The sequence below is a fragment of the Gluconacetobacter aggeris genome (genome assembly GCF_014174395.1).
GTDB lineage: Bacteria > Pseudomonadota > Alphaproteobacteria > Acetobacterales > Acetobacteraceae > Gluconacetobacter > Gluconacetobacter aggeris.
Genome location: NZ_JABEQD010000001.1, coordinates 273,239 through 291,718, shown reverse-complemented (window position 1 = coordinate 291,718; position 18,480 = coordinate 273,239). Strand labels below are relative to the sequence as shown.

Annotated in this window: 19 protein-coding genes and 1 tRNA gene; 9 read left to right on the top strand and 11 right to left on the bottom strand. The window is 68.2% G+C overall.

Translation table 11 applies throughout. From position 1 onward, the window contains the following. The first annotated feature begins 67 nt into the window (after window positions 1–67). From HLH36_RS01320 to mgtA, 4 genes are all read left to right on the top strand, one after another. Window positions 68–1,732, top strand: coding sequence for a fumarate hydratase (locus HLH36_RS01320; protein ID WP_246376284.1), 1,665 nt, complete (start codon window positions 68–70; stop codon window positions 1,730–1,732). A 46-nt stretch (window positions 1,733–1,778) separates the two neighbouring features. After that, the gene (locus HLH36_RS01315; RefSeq protein WP_182984697.1) at window positions 1,779–2,171 is read left to right on the top strand and encodes a VOC family protein; all 393 of its coding nucleotides are present in this window, start codon (window positions 1,779–1,781) and stop codon (window positions 2,169–2,171) included. A 2-nt stretch (window positions 2,172–2,173) separates the two neighbouring features. After that, window positions 2,174–3,079 (top strand): MIP/aquaporin family protein, encoded by a 906-nt coding sequence (locus HLH36_RS01310; protein ID WP_338030362.1) that lies wholly within the window; start codon window positions 2,174–2,176, stop codon window positions 3,077–3,079. A 63-nt stretch (window positions 3,080–3,142) separates the two neighbouring features. Beyond that, window positions 3,143–5,674: a magnesium-translocating P-type ATPase gene (gene mgtA, locus HLH36_RS01305; RefSeq protein ID WP_182984696.1), complete on the top strand. Its 2,532-nt coding sequence runs from the start codon at window positions 3,143–3,145 to the stop codon at window positions 5,672–5,674. Window positions 5,675–5,820: 146 nt separating this feature from the next. Here the strand turns inward: mgtA and HLH36_RS01300 are convergent, their stop codons facing one another. The 3 genes from HLH36_RS01300 to HLH36_RS01290 are packed head-to-tail and all read right to left on the bottom strand — an operon-like array spanning window position 5,821 to window position 8,286. Beyond that, on the bottom strand, window positions 5,821–6,468 hold the full coding sequence (locus tag HLH36_RS01300) for a methionine ABC transporter permease (RefSeq protein WP_182984695.1): 648 nt from the start codon (window positions 6,466–6,468) through the stop codon (window positions 5,821–5,823). After that, entirely contained in the window at window positions 6,449–7,483 is a 1,035-nt protein-coding gene (locus HLH36_RS01295) for a methionine ABC transporter ATP-binding protein (RefSeq protein WP_182984694.1), read from the bottom strand. Before HLH36_RS01295 ends, HLH36_RS01300 begins: the two co-directional genes overlap by 20 nt. Further along, window positions 7,477–8,286 carry a MetQ/NlpA family ABC transporter substrate-binding protein gene (locus HLH36_RS01290; RefSeq protein ID WP_182984693.1) on the bottom strand — a complete coding sequence of 270 codons (810 nt, stop codon included), beginning with the start codon at window positions 8,284–8,286 and terminating at the stop codon, window positions 7,477–7,479. The genes HLH36_RS01295 and HLH36_RS01290 overlap by 7 nt, the downstream gene beginning before the upstream one ends. A gap of 435 nt (window positions 8,287–8,721) precedes the next feature. On the opposite strand from HLH36_RS01290, the gene HLH36_RS01285 reads away from it, so the two are divergent. Both HLH36_RS01285 and HLH36_RS01280 read left to right on the top strand, forming a co-directional pair. Further along, entirely contained in the window at window positions 8,722–9,243 is a 522-nt protein-coding gene (locus tag HLH36_RS01285; RefSeq protein ID WP_182984692.1) for a DUF1269 domain-containing protein, read from the top strand. A 46-nt stretch (window positions 9,244–9,289) separates the two neighbouring features. Then, entirely contained in the window at window positions 9,290–9,718 is a 429-nt protein-coding gene (locus HLH36_RS01280; RefSeq protein ID WP_182984691.1) for a hypothetical protein, read from the top strand. A 75-nt stretch (window positions 9,719–9,793) separates the two neighbouring features. Here the strand turns inward: HLH36_RS01280 and HLH36_RS01275 are convergent, their stop codons facing one another. The 8 genes from HLH36_RS01275 to hisG form a co-directional block, all read right to left on the bottom strand. After that, window positions 9,794–10,048: a DUF2171 domain-containing protein gene (locus HLH36_RS01275; protein ID WP_182984690.1), complete on the bottom strand. Its 255-nt coding sequence runs from the start codon at window positions 10,046–10,048 to the stop codon at window positions 9,794–9,796. A gap of 170 nt (window positions 10,049–10,218) precedes the next feature. Next, window positions 10,219–10,294 (bottom strand) — tRNA-Phe (locus HLH36_RS01270). A gap of 59 nt (window positions 10,295–10,353) precedes the next feature. Further along, window positions 10,354–10,581 carry a DNA gyrase inhibitor YacG gene (locus HLH36_RS01265; protein ID WP_182977636.1) on the bottom strand — a complete coding sequence of 76 codons (228 nt, stop codon included), beginning with the start codon at window positions 10,579–10,581 and terminating at the stop codon, window positions 10,354–10,356. Then, window positions 10,574–11,689 (bottom strand): ribonuclease E/G, encoded by a 1,116-nt coding sequence (locus HLH36_RS01260; RefSeq protein WP_182984689.1) that lies wholly within the window; start codon window positions 11,687–11,689, stop codon window positions 10,574–10,576. Before HLH36_RS01260 ends, HLH36_RS01265 begins: the two co-directional genes overlap by 8 nt. After that, a complete protein-coding gene (locus HLH36_RS01255; RefSeq protein WP_182984688.1) occupies window positions 11,686–12,297 on the bottom strand; it encodes a Maf family nucleotide pyrophosphatase in 612 nt (203 codons plus the stop codon). The genes HLH36_RS01260 and HLH36_RS01255 overlap by 4 nt, the downstream gene beginning before the upstream one ends. 11 nt (window positions 12,298–12,308) lie before the next feature. Then, the gene (infA, locus tag HLH36_RS01250) at window positions 12,309–12,527 is read right to left on the bottom strand and encodes a translation initiation factor IF-1 (protein WP_003622234.1); all 219 of its coding nucleotides are present in this window, start codon (window positions 12,525–12,527) and stop codon (window positions 12,309–12,311) included. A gap of 142 nt (window positions 12,528–12,669) precedes the next feature. Further along, window positions 12,670–13,983: a histidinol dehydrogenase gene (gene hisD, locus HLH36_RS01245; protein WP_182984687.1), complete on the bottom strand. Its 1,314-nt coding sequence runs from the start codon at window positions 13,981–13,983 to the stop codon at window positions 12,670–12,672. Further along, window positions 13,980–14,690, bottom strand: a complete 711-nt coding sequence (gene hisG / locus HLH36_RS01240) for an ATP phosphoribosyltransferase (RefSeq protein ID WP_182984686.1) — start codon at window positions 14,688–14,690, stop codon at window positions 13,980–13,982. Before hisG ends, hisD begins: the two co-directional genes overlap by 4 nt. A 230-nt stretch (window positions 14,691–14,920) precedes the next feature. Here hisG and HLH36_RS01235 point away from each other — a divergent pair, with 230 nt between their 5' ends. Genes HLH36_RS01235 through eat form a run of 3 tightly spaced genes read left to right on the top strand, consistent with a single transcriptional unit; the run spans window position 14,921 to window position 18,364 of the window. Beyond that, on the top strand, window positions 14,921–16,297 hold the full coding sequence (locus HLH36_RS01235) for an ethanolamine ammonia-lyase subunit EutB (protein WP_182984685.1): 1,377 nt from the start codon (window positions 14,921–14,923) through the stop codon (window positions 16,295–16,297). Next, window positions 16,290–17,039 (top strand): ethanolamine ammonia-lyase subunit EutC, encoded by a 750-nt coding sequence (gene eutC, locus HLH36_RS01230; RefSeq protein ID WP_182984684.1) that lies wholly within the window; start codon window positions 16,290–16,292, stop codon window positions 17,037–17,039. Before HLH36_RS01235 ends, eutC begins: the two co-directional genes overlap by 8 nt. Then, window positions 17,036–18,364, top strand: coding sequence for an ethanolamine permease (gene eat / locus HLH36_RS01225; protein ID WP_182984683.1), 1,329 nt, complete (start codon window positions 17,036–17,038; stop codon window positions 18,362–18,364). The genes eutC and eat overlap by 4 nt, the downstream gene beginning before the upstream one ends. Window positions 18,365–18,480 lie beyond the last annotated feature (116 nt).

The following is an 18,480-nucleotide window of genomic DNA, read 5'->3' as shown; positions in this document are numbered from 1 at the left end:
CTCTCCGTGCATCGCCACCACCCGGAACCAATCCGGGGGAGACAGGCACACAGAGGGAGACTGTCCATTGAACGCCTCATCCACCCCCCCCAAGCCGCCGTTGAAGCCATTCGTCTACGGTCCGCTCTTTCCGCTCCATGACGATGACACGCCCTATCGGCGGCTGGAGATCGAAGGGGTCCACACCACGGTCTGCGACGGCCGCACCGTGCTGCACGTCAAGCCCGAGGCGCTGAGCGAACTCGCCGCCCGTGCCTTCCACGACATCGCGCACCTGCTGCGCCCCGGCCACCTGGCCCAGCTTGCCAAGATCCTGAAGGACCCCGAGGCGTCGGACAATGACCGCTTCGTGGCGCTGGACCTGCTGAAGAATGCCTGCATCGCCGCCGGCGGCGTGCTGCCGATGTGCCAGGATACCGGCACCGCCATCGTCTACGGCAAGAAGGGCCAGCGCGTCTGGGTGGACGGCAACGAGGAAGAGGCCTTCTCGCGCGGCGTCTACGACACCTACACCCGCACCAGCCTGCGCTATTCGCAGATGGCGCCGCTGTCGATGTTCGAGGAAGTGAATACCGGCACCAACCTGCCGGTGCAGTTCCACATCTCGGCCACGCCGGGCGACTACCATGCCGAGCAGATGGACCTGATGTTCGTCGCCAAGGGCGGCGGGTCGGCCAACAAGACCTTCCTGTTCCAGGAAACCCGCGCCCTGCTGTCCACCAAGGAAAACCTGCTGAAATGGCTGGACGCCAAGGTGCGCACGCTGGGTACCTCGGCCTGCCCGCCCTACCATCTGGCGGTGGTGATCGGCGGCATGTCGGCCGAACAGACGCTTGAGACGGTCAAGCTGGCCTCGACCAAGTGGCTGGACAGCCTGCCGACGCAGGGCAGCCCGCAGGGCCATGCCTTCCGCGACCTGGAGATGGAGCAGGAGATCCTGAAGCTGACCCAGGGCCTGGGCATCGGCGCGCAGTTCGGCGGCAAGTATTTCTGCCATGACGTGCGCGTGGTGCGCCTGCCGCGCCATGGCGCGTCGCTGCCGGTGGGCATCGGCGTGTCCTGCTCGGCCGACCGGCAGATCAAGGCCCGGGTCACCGCCGACGGCTTCTTCCTCGAACAGCTCGAGACCGATCCCGCGCGCTTCCTGCCCGAGACCACCGACGAGCATCTGGGCGGCGAAGAGGTGCTGATCGACCTCAACAAGCCGATGACCGAGATCCGCGAGCAACTGTCGCAGTACCCGGTCAAGACCCGCCTGTCGCTGACCGGCACCGTGGTCGTGGCGCGCGACATCGCTCATGCCAAGTTCCGCGAGCGGCTGGAGCGCGGCGAGGGCCTGCCGCAGTACCTGAAGGATCATCCGGTCTATTATGCCGGTCCGGCCAAGACGCCGGACGGGCTGCCGACCGGCTCGTTCGGCCCCACCACCGCCGGGCGCATGGACAGCTATGTCGACATGCTCCAGGCTGCCGGCGGGTCGTTCGTCATGCTGGCGAAGGGCAACCGGTCGAAGGCGGTGCGCGAGGCGTGCCACAAATATGGCGGCTTCTATCTCGGTTCGGTCGGCGGCCCGGCGGCGCGGCTGGCCAAGGACTGCATCCGCAAGGTCGAGGTTCTGGAATATCCGGAACTGGGCATGGAAGCGGTCTGGAAGATCGAAGTCGAGAATTTTCCGGCCTTTATCGTCATCGACGACAAGGGCAATGATTTCTACGAAGGCCTGACGGGCTGAGTCGGGGCGCCGTCCCGCCATCCGTCTACAAGGAGATCCCCGTTCCATGCGCTTTACCGTCGATCGGCTGGACCATGTCGTCATTACCGTCCGTGACCTGGAGGTCTCGGCGTCCTGGTATCAGCGGGTTCTGGGCATGGAGCGGGAGGAATATGGCCGCAACAACCGCACGGCGCTGAAATTCGGCGGCCAGAAGCTCAATCTCCGCCCCCATGGGGCGGAAGGCTGGGCCACGGCCACCGATGCGCTGCCCGGCACCAACGATCTCTGCTTCATCACCGCCGTTTCCAGCGCCGACGTGGTCGAGCATCTGGAAGGGTGCGGCGTCCGCGTCACCGACGGGCCGGTCGCCCGCCTGGGGGCGCTGGGCCCCGTCACCTCGGTCTATTGCGAGGACCCGGACGGCAATCTGGTCGAGATCGCATCCTACCAAGGATAGCAGTGGCCGGGTCCGTTTCCATTCCCCCGGCGGCGCCTGGTCCCGCCTGTTATCCTCATCCGCAGGACCGGCCGCTGGCCGGGGCGCCGCATCCGGGACGGCTGGCGCATCCCCGCCTGTATGCCTGCGAGTGCGCGGGGACCGTGCTGCTGATGATTTTCGGTGTCGCCACCAATGTCCTGCTGGGTGCCGCCGGCAGTCCGGCGGGGCGGCTTCTGATGGCCCATCCCGCCTTGCAGGTGGCGTTGCAGGGGCTGTTCTTCGGCATGGGCGGCACCATCGCGGCCCTGTCGCCCTTCGGCCGGGTCAGCGGCGGGCATGTCAGCCCGTCGGTGACGCTGGCCTTCACCCTGATGGGTCGCCTGGCGTGGCGGGACATGCTGGGCTACATGGCCGCCCAACTGACGGGCGCTGTTCTTGGCACCGGGCTGGTCGCGCTGGTGGGGCTGCTCTGGCCGCGCTGGGCGGCGTGGTCGCGGGTCACCCATTTCGCCGCCACCATTCCCTCGGCGGCGGTGCCGCTCTCCTGGCCCTTCCTGGGCGAGGTCTGCACCACCGCGCTGCTGATCGGGACCCTGCTGTTCACCGGCGGGACCGCCGGCCTGCGCTGGGTGACGCCGCTGGTGGCCGGTCCGCTCTTCTTCACGCTCAATCCGTTCGAGGCCTGGCTGTCGGGCGACAGCACCAACCTGGCCCGCAGCCTGGGGCCGGCACTGTTCTCCGGCCAGTGGCGCAGTTTCTGGATCTATGGCGTGGCCCCGTTCACGGGTGCGGCGCTGACGGTGGCGCTGGCGCGGCTGGGCGCCCTGGGCGCGATCGAACTGTACGAGGCGCGGGTGGCCCATTTCGGCCACCATGGGCGCGCGCCCTATCTGCTACCGTGGCGGCGGCGGTCCCACACGGAATAACGTCACCCGGCCGGAGCCGCTTTCGCCGTCCTTCCGGGTCGTCACAGGGCAGAGGGGAGGGGGATGGATCATCCGCCGCGCGCAACGAAAGCCTCGGTGCCGTTCTGGACCCAGCCGCCGGACGCGATATTTGCCGCGGTCTCATCCGGCGCGCAGGGGCTGACGGGCAGCGAGGCAGCAGCCCGTCTGGCCAGTATCGGCCCGAACACCGACCGGCCCGTCCGCAGGCTCTCGCCCGTCATCGCGATCGGCCAGCGGTTTCTGGAGCCGCTGATCCTGCTGCTCCTGTTCGCCGCCGGGGTGTCGGCGGGCATGGGCGACGTGGCCAGCGCCTGCATCATCGCCGCCATCATCATCGGCTCCATCGCGCTGGACGCGATCCAGGAAGGCCGTGCGGCCCGTGCGGCCGAGGCGCTCAGGCAATCGGTGGCGCTGTCGGCGGAAGTCAGGCGCGACGGAAAATTCGTCAGCATCCCCACCGCCGGAGTCGTTCCGGGCGATGTCTTTCGCGTGCGGACCGGCGATGTCATTCCGGCCGATGCCCTGGTCCTGGAAGTCGCCAGCTTTACCGCCAACGAGGCGGCGCTGACCGGCGAGCCCTACCCGGTGGAAAAGCGCCCCGGTCCCATTCTCTCCCGCTCGCCCGCCGACGCGGCGAACGCGCTGTTCCGCGGGGCGATCGCGCAGACGGGCGAGGCGACCGCCCTGGCGGTGGCCACCGGGCGCAAGACCCTGTTCGGCGCGGTCGCGTCCGTGCTGGCCGAGGACACCGCACCGTCGCCGTTCCAGCGCGATCTGCGCGCCCTCGGCCTGGTCGTCGCGCGCGCGGCCGGCGTCCTGTCCGTCGCGGTGCTGGCGGTCAACCTGCTGTTCGGGCGGCCCCTGATCGAATCCCTGATGTTCGCGGTGGCGCTGGCGGTGGGACTGACGCCCGAACTGCTGCCGATGATCACCACCGTCACCCTGTCGCGCGGCGCCGTGCGGATGGCCCGGCGCCGGGTGATCGTCAAGCGTCTGACCGCGATCCACGATCTCGGCGCCATGACGGTTCTCTGCACCGACAAGACGGGCACCCTCACCTCCGCCGAGATCGTGCTGGCCGGCAGCCTCAATGCCAATGGCGAGGACGATCCGCATATCGCAACGCTGGCCGGCCGGTGCGCCGAGCTTGCGGGCGATCGCGGCGCCATGGATGGCGCGCTCGCCACCGCCGCGCCACGGGCCGCCGAGGGCTGGACCGCGCAAGGCCGGATCGGGTTCAATTACGAGCGGCGGCGTGGCTCCGTGCTGGCGGCGCAGGCCGGGGCGTGCGTGCTGATCTGCAAGGGCGCGCCGGAAGCGATCCTGGCGGTCTGCGATCGGCGACGGGCGGGCACGGACGCACCGGTCCTCGACGACGCGGCCCGTGACGCGATCACGGCCCGGCTGAACGGCCTTGCCGCCCAGGGTCTCCGCGCCATCGCGGTGGCCACCAAACCCTGGGCCACGCCCGCCAATGCGCTGGCGCCCGAAGATGAGGCGGATCTGATCTTCGAGGGGTTCTGCACCTTCGCCGACCCCCCGAAGGAGAGTGCAGCCGCCGCCCTGAAACGATTGGCGGCGGCTGGCGTGCGCGTGAACGTGCTGTCGGGAGACGACCCGCTGGTGGTCGCGCGGATCGCGGGGCTGGTCGGATTGAACGCAGATGCCGTCCTGGCCGGCCCGGAACTGGAGATGCTGAGCGACGAGGCCCTGGCCGCGCGGGTCCAGGGTGTCGCGCTTTACGGTCGCCTGACCCCCGACCAGAAGGTGCGCGTGGTCCGCGCCCTGCAGGCCAGGGGCGAGACCGTCGGTTTCCTCGGCGACGGCGTCAACGACGCGCCGGGTATCCGCACGGCCGATGTCGGGCTTTCCGTCGATGGCGCGACCGGCGTCGCGCGCGCGGCGGCCGACATGATCCTGCTGGCTCCGGACCTGAATGTGGTGGCCGATGGCGTGGCCGAGGGGCGGCGCACATTCGCGAACATCCTCAAATATGTCCGCATGGGGTCCAGCTCCAATTTCGGCAACATGCTCTCGATGGCCATGGCGTCGCTGTTCCTGCCCTTCCTGCCCCTGCTGGCGACGCAGATCCTGCTCAACAACCTCCTCTACGACCTGTCGGAAATCGGCATCCCGTTCGATACCGTCGATCCGTCCGATCTCGGCCGTCCGCAACGCTGGAGCATGCGCGGGATCGTCCGCTATGCCGGGATCATGGGGCCGCTCTCCTCGGTCTTCGACGGGATTACCTTTGTCGTGCTGCTCCATGGTTTCCACGTCGCGGCGCCGGAATTCCGTACCGCCTGGTTTGAGGAATCCATCGCGACGCAGATCCTCGTGGTCTTCCTGATCCGCACGCGCGGCCTGCCCTGGCGCACCCCACCCGATCCGTGGCTCCTGGTTTCCGCCCTGTGCGCCCTGGGCGTGGCGCTGGTCCTGCCTTTCACCATCGCGGGGCGCTGGCTCGCTTTCGCCGTGCCCGGCGCGGGCGTACTGTTGGCGATGGGCGGGATCACGGCGGGTTATCTGGTCGCGGCGCAGTTGGTGAAGGGCATGGCGGCGGGGAAGAACTGAGCGGGGATCGGTTTCTGTTCTTTTTTGAAAAAAAGAACCAAAAAACTTTGATTCGTTCAGGTGTTTTTTGCTGGGGCACGCGATGCCCCTGAACGAATCAAAAGTCTTTTTGCTTCTTTTTCTTCAGAAAAAGAAGAGACCTTCCTTCACCGCAGCCGCCGCGCCAGCCCGTTACCGACAGCCTGCATCAAGGTCACCAGCGCGATCAGCACTGCGACGACCGAAAGCATGATCGTCGTATTGAAGCGCTGGTACCCATAGCGGATCGCCAGGTCGCCCAGCCCCCCGGCGCCGATCACGCCCGCCATGGCCGAGGCCCCGACCAGCGTGACGAGCGTGACCGTAAGGCCGGAGATCAGGCCGGGCAGCGCCTCGGGCAGCAGGACGAAGCGGATGACCATCCAGCGCGTGCCGCCCATCGCCCGCACGGCATCGACCAGGTTGCGGTCGACCTCGCGCAGCGACACTTCCGCGATGCGGGCGAAATAGGGCACGGCGGCGATCGAGAGCGGCACGATGGCCGCCCCGGTGCCCAGCGCGGTGCCCGCCACCAGCCGCGTCACCGGAATCAGCAGCACCAGCAGGATCATGAACGGCACCGCCCGTGCGGCGTCGATCACCAGCCCCAGCGCGCGGGAGAATGCCGGCAGGGGCAGGATGCCGCCCGGCGCGGTCGCGATCAGCAGGATCGCCAGCGGCAGCCCGCCGATCACCGCGATCAGGCCGGACGCCAGCACCATTTCCATGGTCTCGACCGTGGCGTGCAGGATCAGATCAAGAATCAGCCGGGACATAGCCCAGTACCTCCATCGACGGGCTGGCCTGAAGCAGAAAACCCATGGCCCCGTCATCGTGTCCCGACAGGCGCACGACGCATTCCGCCCGCATGTGCGCGCTGCCTTCGGCCATGCCGGCCTGCAGGATCGTGGCGTCGATCCCGTGGCGGCGCGCCAGGATCGACAGCACGGGCGTGCCGGTCGCTTCGGCATCGAGCGTCAGGCGCACCACGGGGGCACCCCCGGCAAAGGGGTCCGGGCGCAGCCGGGCCAGCAGGGCGTCGGGCAGGCGCGCGGATTCGCCATGCAGGAAAGCCCGCGTGACATTGTGCCGCGCCCCGCCGCGCAGGACCTGCGCCGTCTCCGCGTCCTCGACCACGCGGCCGTGATCCATGACCAGAATCCGCTGCGCGATGCGGCGGATCACATCCATCTCATGCGTGATCAGGATGATCGTCAGCCCCAGCCGCCGGTTGATGTCGCGCAGCAGGTCCAGGATGGAGAGCGTGGTTTCCGGGTCCAGCGCCGATGTCGCCTCGTCGCACAGCAGCAGCGCCGGATCTGCCGCCAGCGCCCGCGCGATGCCTACGCGCTGCTTCTGGCCGCCCGACAACTGGCCGGGGCGCTTGCCGGCATGGCTCGTCAGTCCCACCAGTTCCAGCAATTCGTCGGCGCGCGCGCGGCGCTTGTCGCGCGGCACGCCGGCAATCTGCAGCGGCAGTTCGATATTGCCGGCGACGGTGCGGGAATTCAGCAGGTTGAAATGCTGGAACACCAGCCCGATCCGCCGCCGCACCTGCACCAGTTCGCGCTCGGGCAGGGTGGTGATGTCGCGGTCTTCGATCAGGATGCGCCCGCTATCGGGCCGCTCCAGCCCGTTCAGGCAGCGCAGCAGCGTGGTCTTGCCCGCGCCCGACCGGCCGATAATGCCCAGGATCTCGCCGGGCCGCACCTGAAACGAGACATCATCCAGCGCCGTCTGGCCGCCGAAGCGGCGGCAGGCATGTTCGACCCGCAGAAGGCTCGTCACCATGCCGGGACGATCGCGTTGTGATAGATGTCCAGGATGGCCTGCCGCACGTCCGGCTGATGGACGGCATTCATCAGCGGCGCGATCCACGCCGCCTTGGCGTCTTCCGCGTTGACCGCGACGAAATTGACATACGGGTTATTGGCCAGCGTTTCCTGCCCGATCCGCTGCTTGTCGACCTGGATGCCCGATTTGAACGCCCAGTTGGTATTGACGACAGCGGCATCCAGGTCGGGCAGGGTGCGGCCGACGATCCCGGCATCCAGTTCCTTGACCGACAGGTCGCGCGGATTGTCGGTGATATCCAGCGCGGTCGGCAGCAGGCCGGCCGAGGGTGCCAGCTTGATCAGCCCCAGTACCTCCAGCAGGCGCAGGGCGCGGCCTTCGTTGCTCGGGTCGTTCGGCACGCCGATCACCGCACCCTTCGGCAACGCCGCCACCGACGGCCAGCGGGTGGAATACAGCCCGATCGGCGAGAAATAGGTATTGCCCACCGGCACGATACCATAGCCGTGCGCGGCTTTCTGGGCCTCCAGGAACGGACCGTGCTGAAAGGCGTTGGCGTCCAGCTCATGCTCCGCCAGGGCCTCGTCGGGCGCGTTATAGTCCGAAAAGGTCACGATCTTCAGCGTCAGGCCGGCCTGTGCGGCATGGGTGGCGATCAGGCGCCAGATATCCTCGTCCTCGCCGGACATGATGCCGATGCGCAGGGTCTTCTGCTCGGCGGCACGGGCAATCCGCAGCAGCGGCGCCGTCGCCAACAGGCCCAGAAAGGCACGGCGGGGCTGGGATAGGAGAGAAATCATCGAGGGGACCTGATCAGGAGAAGAAATATACGCATTCCGTGCGTTGTATATGGTCGGGTGATCTCCCGATCAAGACGGGGATTTGCATGAAGAAGCAGGAGGGCGCCCCTACCTGTATTCCGCTCGCACGCTGTCGGGGATGAAAATATCCGGCAAAAGAATTATTTATATACAATATGTTGAATGAACGATGTGCGACAGAAGAAGGCAGATAGGTGTTATCGAGGCGATTGTCGCGTGCGATATTTATATCACGATCTTAATATGAAAAATTCCTTTCCCGTGGATGATGGTCCTGCGTTCGCGCACGTTCAGGCGAGCCGCCGGCCCGGCCGGTGCGCTTGGTCTTGCGGGCCACGGGGAATGGGCGTCTTCTCATGTGGCGAAAAACCAGGCAGCGGGGCAAAGCCCCCCGCGTGACGAAGGAGGCAGGACATGTCCGATCTCGTGGTTCTTGGCTTCGATACGCTCGACGGCGCTACCCGCGCCCGCGCGGAAATATGGAAACTCGAAAACGCGTATCTCGTTGATGTTGATGACGCGGTTGTCGTGCGCCGTACCGATGACGGGCGGCTGCATCTCGACCAGTCGGTTCATACGGTGGCGCTCGGTGCGCTGGACGGATTCTGGAGTGGGATGCTGCTCGGAACATTGGTGGGGCTGGTCTTCATGAACCCGCTGGCCGGTTTCGCCGTCGGGGCGCTGACGGGTGGGGTCGCGGGCGCCGGAGGGGGCGCGCTCTTCGATTATGGAATCAACGACCATTTCATCAGGGAAGTGGGCGCCAACCTGAAGCCCGGGACATCGGAACTGTTCGTCCTGGTGCGGAAGGTCCAGCCGGGAAAGGTGGTGGACCATCTGCGCGCGCTCGAAGGCAATCCCCAGATCGTCCAGACGTCCCTGTCGCCCGAGGCGGAGCAGAAGCTGCGCCAGGCGTTCCTGGCCGGCACCGGCTGACAGGGCGGGCGCCATATCACCGAGCAGAAAACGGGAGAGAGAGATCGTGGCCAATATTTCTGATCAGGTCGAAAAGCTCCGGGCCGATCTTCATGCCCTCGGGGAAGATCTTCGGGAGACGGACAAGGCCCTGCGGACCGAGTTCAAATCCTGGGGCCTGCGGAGCGGGGCGACCGCCCTGCGCCAGACCGCCAAACAGTTGCAGGAACTCGGCGATACCGCGGTCGGCCAGGTGAACGAGCTGAACACGAAGGTTCTGGAAAAGGTCGGCAATTCCAAAGAGCGCGCGGAGCAGGCCGCGACATTGCTCGGCCAGGTCGCCGACCGCGCGCAGGGCGCGCTGGCAAAGCTGGAAAGCGGGCAGGTGCCCGCGCGTTCGATTGGGAATATGAGTCCGCTGGTCCGTACCGTGGCGGCCATCGCCGTCGTGGCAACCGGCGTGGTGATTCTGAAGAAACTCTGCCGCAAGTCGTAAACGATATGACGAAGGGCCGCCCCGGAGTGTCCCGGGCGGCTCTTGCGTCACGATGCCGATGATGGTTCCGACCGTCTATGTCGTGTTCTCGCCCGCCGGCAGATCCTTGTCGAAGAGCGTGCGTGCGATGGCTCCCGAACAATCGAGATGCACCTGATCGGTGATCTCCACGATATGGCTCGTGGGCAGGTAATGCGTATCCCCGTCCGCCAGCGTGGTGTCCTGGAGAAGGAGCCGCGTCGCGCCTTCCACGGCACGGATTCTGCCGACCGGCTGGCCGTCTGAACCGACGACATGCATGCCGACATGAATATCGGATAGCGCGATCATGAGATTCTGCTCCTTGTTTCGCCGCCCCGGCAAAACAAACGGCCCGGCCTCCGGAAGGATGCCCTGTGATCTTTTTTAAATGCATGTTCGATGGAATTCCGCCTCGAACGCACATCGTGCGGGTCGAGGCCCGAAACCAGGATTTTGATTTGAAGGTATTTTTATGGAAATGGTGCCCAAGACCGGAATCGAACCAGTGACACTGCGATTTTCAGTCGCATGCTCTACCAACTGAGCTACTTGGGCACCGGGCCGAGACCGGCGCGGGCGGTGCGATCGGGATCGTGCCGCCGTGGGGGTGTGATCTATCCCACCTCGTCATCGGGATCAACCCGTCTCGGATCGTTTTCGTCGAAGTTTTGTCCGCCTTCGCTCTGGTCGGGCACGCGGTAGCTTTCCGAGAACCAGCGGCCCAGGTCCACGTCGCTGCAGCGCTTGGAACAGAAGGGGCGGAACGCCGCCTCGCCCGGCCGGCCGCAGATCGGGCAAGGGGGCAGACGGGCGGGGGTGGCGGGTGCGGTGGGATCAGACATGGTCGAGCGTCCAGCTCAGGGGGGACAAGGACGGGTCCAGCCGCCAGGCCGGCTGGTGGCCCGATAACTGGGCGGTGTCGGCGATGGCGCCCGGGTCATGGTCCAGCGTCCGGGCCAGATCGGTGCCGACGCGCAAGGCAGGCGCCCGGCCCGGCTGGCCCGTGACCTGGCGCGCCCACGCATCGAGCATCCGCAGCATCTGGCCCGGCGCGTCCGACAGCAGCGCATGCAGCGGCGGGCGGATGCGCGGGCGCATGATTTCGGCCAGGCCGAGGGCGCTGAAGCCGAGGAAGCGCGGGCGCAGCGGGTCCTGCGCCAGGGCGGCCTCGATCGTCTCGCGCAGGGCCGGGCGCTTGCGGATGGCCAATCCCGCGACGTCGATCACGATGGCGCCGGAGAGGTTGCGCAGGCGGATCTGGTGCAGCAGGGCCGGCAGGGCGTCGCGGTTGGCGGCGAACTGCGCCGTCTGCTTGGCGCGCCGGTCGCTGCTGGCAGTGCCGCCATCCATGTCGATGGCGACCAGCGCCGGGGTGGGGGTGACGGTGGCCCGCAGCCCCCCCGGCAATGCCACCGAGGGCTCGGCCAGCGCCGCACAGGCGGCCTCGGTCTCGGCATCGAAGGCATGGCGTTCCCGCCGCACCCGGCCGCGCAGCCCGGCGGGCAGGCGGGCCGCGAGGGCGGCATCGTCGATCACGATGGGCGCGTCGGGCCAGGCGGCGGCCAGGGTGTCCAGTGGCGTCGGGCCACGTGCCAGCAGGGCGGGCGGTCCGGATGGGCTCTGGCCTTCGGGCAGGGCCAGGCCGGTTGCCGTCAGGCGCGCGCCCTTGCCGTCCTGCGGGGCGCGCACGATCCGCACCAGCACGGGGTCGCCCTCGGCCAGCGGGCCGGGCGTCGCCGAGTCGGGCAGGAAGCCGGAGGCCCCATCGGCCAGGTCGACGAAGGTGCCGCCCATGGCCGTCAGCCGCGCGCCCGCGCGGCCGCGATGCAGGTCGCCCACGCCATCGGGCCAGCCCGGGCGCCACAGCGCGTAATCGCGCAGGCCGGCGGCATCGGTGACCGCGATGCGGATCTCGCCCGGCGCGCTGGCGGCGAGGATCCGCGCCGTCACGGCAGCCAGGCCCCTTTCTGGCCGCGCAGCAACTGCGCGACCTCGAACACAGGCAGGCCGATCACGGCGGAGGGCGAGCCCGACAGGAAGCGGATATGCGACGCCGCATGGCCTTGCAGCGCATAGCCCCCGGCCTTGCCTTCCCAATCGCCGGCATCGAGCAGCGCCTCGATCTGCCGCTCCGCCAGCCGGGCGAAGGTGACGGTGCTGACGACCGTGCGCTCGGCGGGCCGCCCTTCGGCCCACGCGGCGGTCGGCCGCACGGCGATGGCGGTCAGGACCGTATGGCGCCGGCCCGACAGCAGGGACAGGCAGCGGCGGGCGGTCTCCCGGTCCTCGGCCTTGGGCAGGATGCGCCGACCCAGGGCGACCACCGTATCGGCGCCCAGCACCAGGGCGGGTTCGTCGAGCATGGCGGCGACATGCGCCGCCTTCTCCCGCGCCAGACGCTCGGCGTAGGGGCGCGGCAGTTCGCCGGCGAGGGGCTGTTCGTCGAGATCGGCGGCGACGATCCGCCGGGGCACCAGTCCGATCTGCGCCAGCAGGTCGCGCCGGCGCGGCGAGGCGGAAGCCAGGATCAGCCCTGGTCCCGTGGCACTGTCGGACACAGGCTTGTGCCTTACTTGAAGCGGAACGTGATGCGACCCTTGGAGAGATCGTACGGGGTCATTTCGACGTTCACCCGGTCGCCGGCCAGCACGCGGATGCGGTTCTTGCGCATCTTGCCGCTGGTGTGGGCCAGGATCATGTGCTCGTTATCGAGCTTCACGCGGAACATGGCATTGGGCAGCAGTTCGGTCACCGTACCGCTGAATTCGATCATGTCTTCTTTCGACATTGTATCCTTCGATCATGCTGGTTGGCCGGCATCGGGCCGGAAATAAGGAAGCAGGCGTGGCCGCGGGCCCGGCCTATTGGGGCGGCCCCGCGGCCGGTCGGATGAAATGCAGGCGGATATGTGCGGTCTGTCGGGGCCGCGGTCAAGCTTTGTCCGCGCCCGAGCGTTGCGCGTCCAGCCGGGCCGACACGCTCAGGGCATGCGCATCCAGCCCTTCGGCCCGCGCCAGGGCCACCGCCGCCGGGCCGATCCGCAGCAGCGCATCCGGCCCCGCACCGATAAAGGTGGTGCGCTTGAGGAAGTCGAACACCGACAGGCCGGAAGCAAAACGTGCCGTCCGGCTGGTCGGCAGCACATGGTTGGGGCCGCCCACATAATCGCCGATCGCCTCGGCGCACTGATAGCCCAGGAACACCGCCCCGGCATGGCGCACGCGCGCGAACAGCGCCTCGGGCTCGGCCAGCAGCAGTTCCAGGTGCTCGGGTGCGATCTCGTTGATCAGCGCCGCCGCCTCGTCCAGGTCGCGTACGAGGATGATGGCGCCATGCGTCGTCCAGCTTGCCCCGGCGATGGCGGCGCGCGGCAGGGTGCGCAGCTCGGCTTCGACCGCCGCCGCCACCCGGTCGGCCAGAGCGGCATCGGTGGTGATCAGGATCGACTGGGCCAGCGCGTCATGCTCGGCCTGCGCCAGCAGGTCCAGCGCCACGATGCGCGCATCGGCGCCCGCATCGGCCACCACCACGACTTCCGACGGGCCGGCGATGCTGTCGATGCCCACCCGGCCGAAGACCTGGCGCTTGGCCTCGGCCACATAGGCATTGCCCGGGCCGACCACGCGATCCACCGGCTGGATGGTGGCGGTGCCATAGGCCAGCGCCGCCACGGCCTGCGCCCCGCCGACGCGATAGATCTCGCTGACGCCGGCACGGCGGGCGGCGGCCAGCACCAGCGGGTTCAGCACGCCGTCGGGCGTCGGCACGCACATGGCCAGCCGCTCCACGCCCGCCACCCGCGCCGGCACCGCATTCATCAATACCGAAGACGGATAGGCCGCCGTGCCGCCGGGCACATACAGCCCCACCGCATCCAGCGGCGTCCAGCGCATGCCCAGCTCTACGCCCTCGGCATCCGTATAGCGCAGGTCGGCGGGCAACTGGGCGCGATGGAAGGATTCGATGCGCGCGGCGGCCACGTCCAGCGCCCGGAGCAGGTCGGGCGAGACCTGCGCGCAGGCGGCCTCGATCTCGGCTTCCGTCACCCGCAGCCGGTCAGGCGTGATCGGCATGCGGTCGAACCGCTCGGTATAGGCGCACAGCGCGGCATCGCCTTCGGCCCGTACGCGGGCCAGGATCTCGGCCACGGGGGCATCGACGCGGGCGGTATCGCCCTCGCGGTCGGCCAGCAGGCGGGTGAAACCGGCGCGGAAATCGGCGTGGGTGCTGTCGAGGCGTTTCATGCGGGCAGGGTCTCGGCGGTGGCGGGCGCGGCCAGTGCCTGGCGGAAGCGCGCGATCAGCGCGCCGATCCGCTCCGGCTGGGTCTTCAGCGCCGTGCGGTTGACGATCAGCCGGCTGGTGACGTTGGCGATCGTTTCGGTTTCTTCCAGCCCGTTGGCGCGCAGAGTGGACCCGGTATCGACCAGGTCCACGATCAGGTGCGACAGGTCCAGCACCGGGGCCAGTTCCATCGCGCCATGCAGATGCACGATGTCGGCATTGATGCCGCGCGCCGCGAAATGGCGGCGGGTGATGGCCGGATATTTGGTGGCCACCCGCACCCGCGACCAGCGGGCGGGATTGTCGCCCTCGCCCTGGCCCTTGGGGCGGGCGACCGAGACGCGGCAGGCACCGATGTGCAGGTCCAGCGGCGCATAGATTTCGGGATAGTCGAATTCCATCAGCACGTCGGCACCGCAGATGCCCAGTTGCGCCCCGCCGAAGGCCACGAAGGTCGCGACGTCGAACGAGCGCACGCGCACCACGTCCAGCGTCGGGTCGTCGGTGGGAAAGCGCAGCCGGCGGCTGCCCTCGTCCAGGCAGTCCGAGGCCGGCAGGATACCGGCGCCGGCCAGCAGCGGGGCGGCGGCCTTCAGGATGCGTCCCTTGGGCAGGGCGAGGACCAGCTTCGTGTCCTGAGTCGTCGTTTCCTGAACTGGGGCGGTCATGCGAACTCCGGCTACAAGCGCGCCCCCATTGCGGTGGCGGCTGGGCCGCCAGGGCCGCGTCCAGGCGCCAGGTGCGCTGCGGCTTATCACATTCCGCCCCGCGACAGGAAGGGCGCACAGCCGTGACTGGCGGAATACGGCGCTTGCCGCCTGCGCGACCGGCCGCTTACACAGGAACGAGAGGGCCTTCCGCCCTGCCAGACCCGCTCTCTCGACGACGGAACGGCCCCATGGTGTTTTACGCGACCCTCCAGGGCGAACGCTATCGGTTCGACGATCTGCGCACCCTGCTGGCCCGGGCCTCGCCCCTGCGGTCGGGCGACGAGCTGATCGGCGTGGCTGCCGCCGATCCCGTCGAACGGGTGGCGGCGCGGGAGGCGCTGGCCAACGTGCCGCTGCGGGCCTTCCTGAACGAAGCCGTCATTCCCTTCGAACAGTGCGACGTCACGCGGCTGGTGGTCGAACGGCACGACGCCGCCTCCTTCGCCCCGATCGCGCATATGACGGTCGGGCAATGGCGTGACTGGCTGCTGGGCTACGAGGCCGACGAGGCCGCGCTGGCCGCCATCGCACGGGGCCTGACGCCGGAAATGGTGTCGGCCGTCAGCAAGCTGATGCGCAACCAGGACCTGATCGCGGTCGCCCGCAAGGTGCGTGTCGTCACCGCCTTCCGCAACACGCAGGGACTGAAGGGGCGGCTGGGTGCGCGCCTCCAGCCCAATCACCCGACCGACGACGCGCGCGGCATCGCGGCCGCGCTGCTGGACGGGCTGCTGCTGGGGGCAGGCGATGCGGTGCTGGGCATCAACCCAGCCACCGATTCCATCGAAACCGGCATGGTGCTGGTGCACATGCTCGACGAAATCCGCCGGCGCTACGACATCCCGACCCAGAGCTGCGTGCTGACCCACATCACCAACACGCTGGCGATGATCGAGCGCGGGGCGCCGGTCGATCTGGTCTTCCAGTCCATCGCCGGCACCCAGCGCGCCAATGAAAGCTTCGGCGTCTCGCTGGCGCTGCTGGACGAGGCGCATCAGGCGGCGCGAAGCCTGCGGCGCGGCAGCGTGGGCGAGAACGTGATGTATTTCGAGACCGGGCAGGGGGCCGCGATTTCCGCCGATGCGCATTTCGGGGTCGACCAGCAGACGCTGGAAGTGCGCGCCTACGCGGTGGCCCGGGAATATGCGCCGCTGCTGGTCAACACCGTCGTGGGCTTCATCGGCCCCGAATATCTCTATGACGGCAAGCAGATCATTCGCGCTGGCCTGGAAGATCATTTCTGCGGCAAACTGATGGGCCTGCCGATGGGCTGTGACGTCTGCTACACCAACCATGCGGAAGCCGACCAGGATGACAGCGACGACCTGATGATGTTGCTGGCGGCGGCAGGGGTGAATTTCCTGATCGCCGTGCCGGGGGGGGATGATGTGATGCTGAATTACCAGAGCCTCTCCTACCACGACATCCTGACCGTCCGCTCCGTCTATGGCACCGCGCCCGCTCCCGAATTCGAACGCTGGCTGCAACGGATGGCCCTGCTGGACGGCAGGCGCCGCCTGAACGCCAACGCGCCGCTGGCCCTTCCCGGCTTCCTGGATGAGTGAGAGCCGGCCAGATCCCGCCCGCGACCCGTGGATCGCGCTGCGTGGCCTGACGCACGCCCGCATCGGCCTCGGCCGGGCCGGCGACGCGCTGGCGGGGGCGGATGTGCGTGCCTTGCAGGCCGCGCATGCGGCGGCCCGGCGGGCAGTTCATGCCGCGCTCGATCCGGCCCGGCTTTCCCTCGCCGAGCCGTTCCTCGAAGTGCGCAGCCGCGCGCCCGATCGCGGCGTCTTCGTGCGTCGCCCCGATCTGGGGCGGCGGCTGTGCCCGCTGGACGCGGCGCGCCTGCCGCAGGCACCCTGCGACGTCCTGTTCGTCATCGCCGACGGGCTTTCGGCGCTGGCGGCGGCGCGCCAGGCGCCCGGCGTGCTGGAGGCCGCGCGCGCGTCCCTGCCGGGCTGGTCCATCGGCCCCCTCATCGTCGCGCATAATGCGCGGGTCGCGCTGGGGGACGAGATCGGGACTCTGGTCGGTGCGCGCTGCGTGGTCATGATGATCGGCGAGCGCCCGGGCCTGAGCGCCGCCGACAGCCTCAGCCTCTACCTGACATGGGACCCGAAAGTCGGCCGCATGGATTCCGAACGCAACTGTCTCTCCAACATCCACGCCCATGGCGGCATGGCGCATGACGAAGCCGCCTTCCGCCTCGCCTGGCTGCTACGCGGCGCGCGTACGCTGGGGCGCAGCGGCGTTGCCCTCAAGGATGACAGCATGACCGCACGATTGCCGCCGCCCACGCCATGACCAGCCGGACCGACGCGCTGCCCCGCCATCTGGGCGTCATCCATCTCTGGTCCATCGCGGTCGGGCTGGTCATCTCGGGCGAGTATTTCGGCTGGAGCTACGGCTGGGCCAGTGCCGGCACGCTCGGCTTTCTGGTCGCGACCCTCGCCGTCGCGCTGATGTACCTGTCGCTGATCTTTTCCTACACCGAGCTGACGACCGCCATGCCGCGCGCGGGCGGTCCGTTCGTCTATGTCACCGCCGCGTTCGGGCGGCGGGCGGGCCTGATCGCGGGCATCGCCTCGGTCATGGAATTCGTCTTCGCGCCGCCCGCCATCGCGCTGGCGATCGGCGCCTACCTGCACGTGCAATATCCATGGCTGTCGCCGACCATGGCGGCGGCAGGCGCGTTCTGCGCGTTCATGGCGCTCAATATCGCCGGTGTGCACCTGGCGGCACGGTTCGAACTGTTCGTGACGCTGGCGGCGATTATCGAGCTTCTGATCTTCATGGCCATCGTCTGGCCCGGCTTTTCGATGGCGCGCTTTACCGATGGCGGCTGGGCGGGCAGCGGGCACCTCTCATTCGCCACCTTCGGCGGCATCGCGCAGTCGGTGCCATTCGCCATCTGGTTCTTCCTCGCCATCGAGGGCGTGGCGCTGACCGCCGAGGAAGCGCGCGACCCGCACCGCACCCTGCCGCTGGCCTATGTCGCCTCGATCTTCACGCTGGTCACCCTCGCCCTCGGCGTGATGGTACTGGCCGGCGGGGTGGGCGACTGGCGCGCGCTTGCCGACCGCAACGACCCGCTGCCCCAGGCCATGCGTATCGTCGTCGGCCCGCATAGCGGCTACGTCCACATGCTGGTCTGGCTCGGCCTGTTCGGGCTCATCGCCTCGCTGCACGGTATCATCATGGGCTATTCGCGGCAGATCTACGCACTGGCGCGCGACGGCGGCCTGCCGCACCTGCTCGCACACCGCCACCCCCGGCGCGGCACGCCCTGGGTCGCCACCCTCGCCGGGGGCATAATCGGCATCATCGCCATCCTCTGCGACGATTTCGCCAGTTTCGGCGGCCAGTCTTTGACGGCCTCGCTGGTGACGCTATCCGTATTCGGCGCGCTGATCGTCTATGTGCTGACCATGGCCAGCCTGTTCAGGCTGCGCCGGCGCGACGGCAGTGCGCATCTGGTGTGGAAAGTGCCGGGATTTCCCTATGTCCCCGCCTTCGCCCTGTTGGCGGCATCCGGTGCGCTGGTCCTGATGGGGGTCTTCCATCCGGTCGCGCTGGGGATTGCTGTCTTGTTCGTCGGCGGTGCCATCGCGCTACCGGGCGAGGCTTGATGTTCTTTTTTGCAAAAAAGAACCAAAAAACTCTGATTCGTTCAGGAGCTTTTTGCCGGGGCATGCGACGCCCCTGAACGAATAAAAGTCTTTTTGCTTCTTTTTCTTCAGAAAAA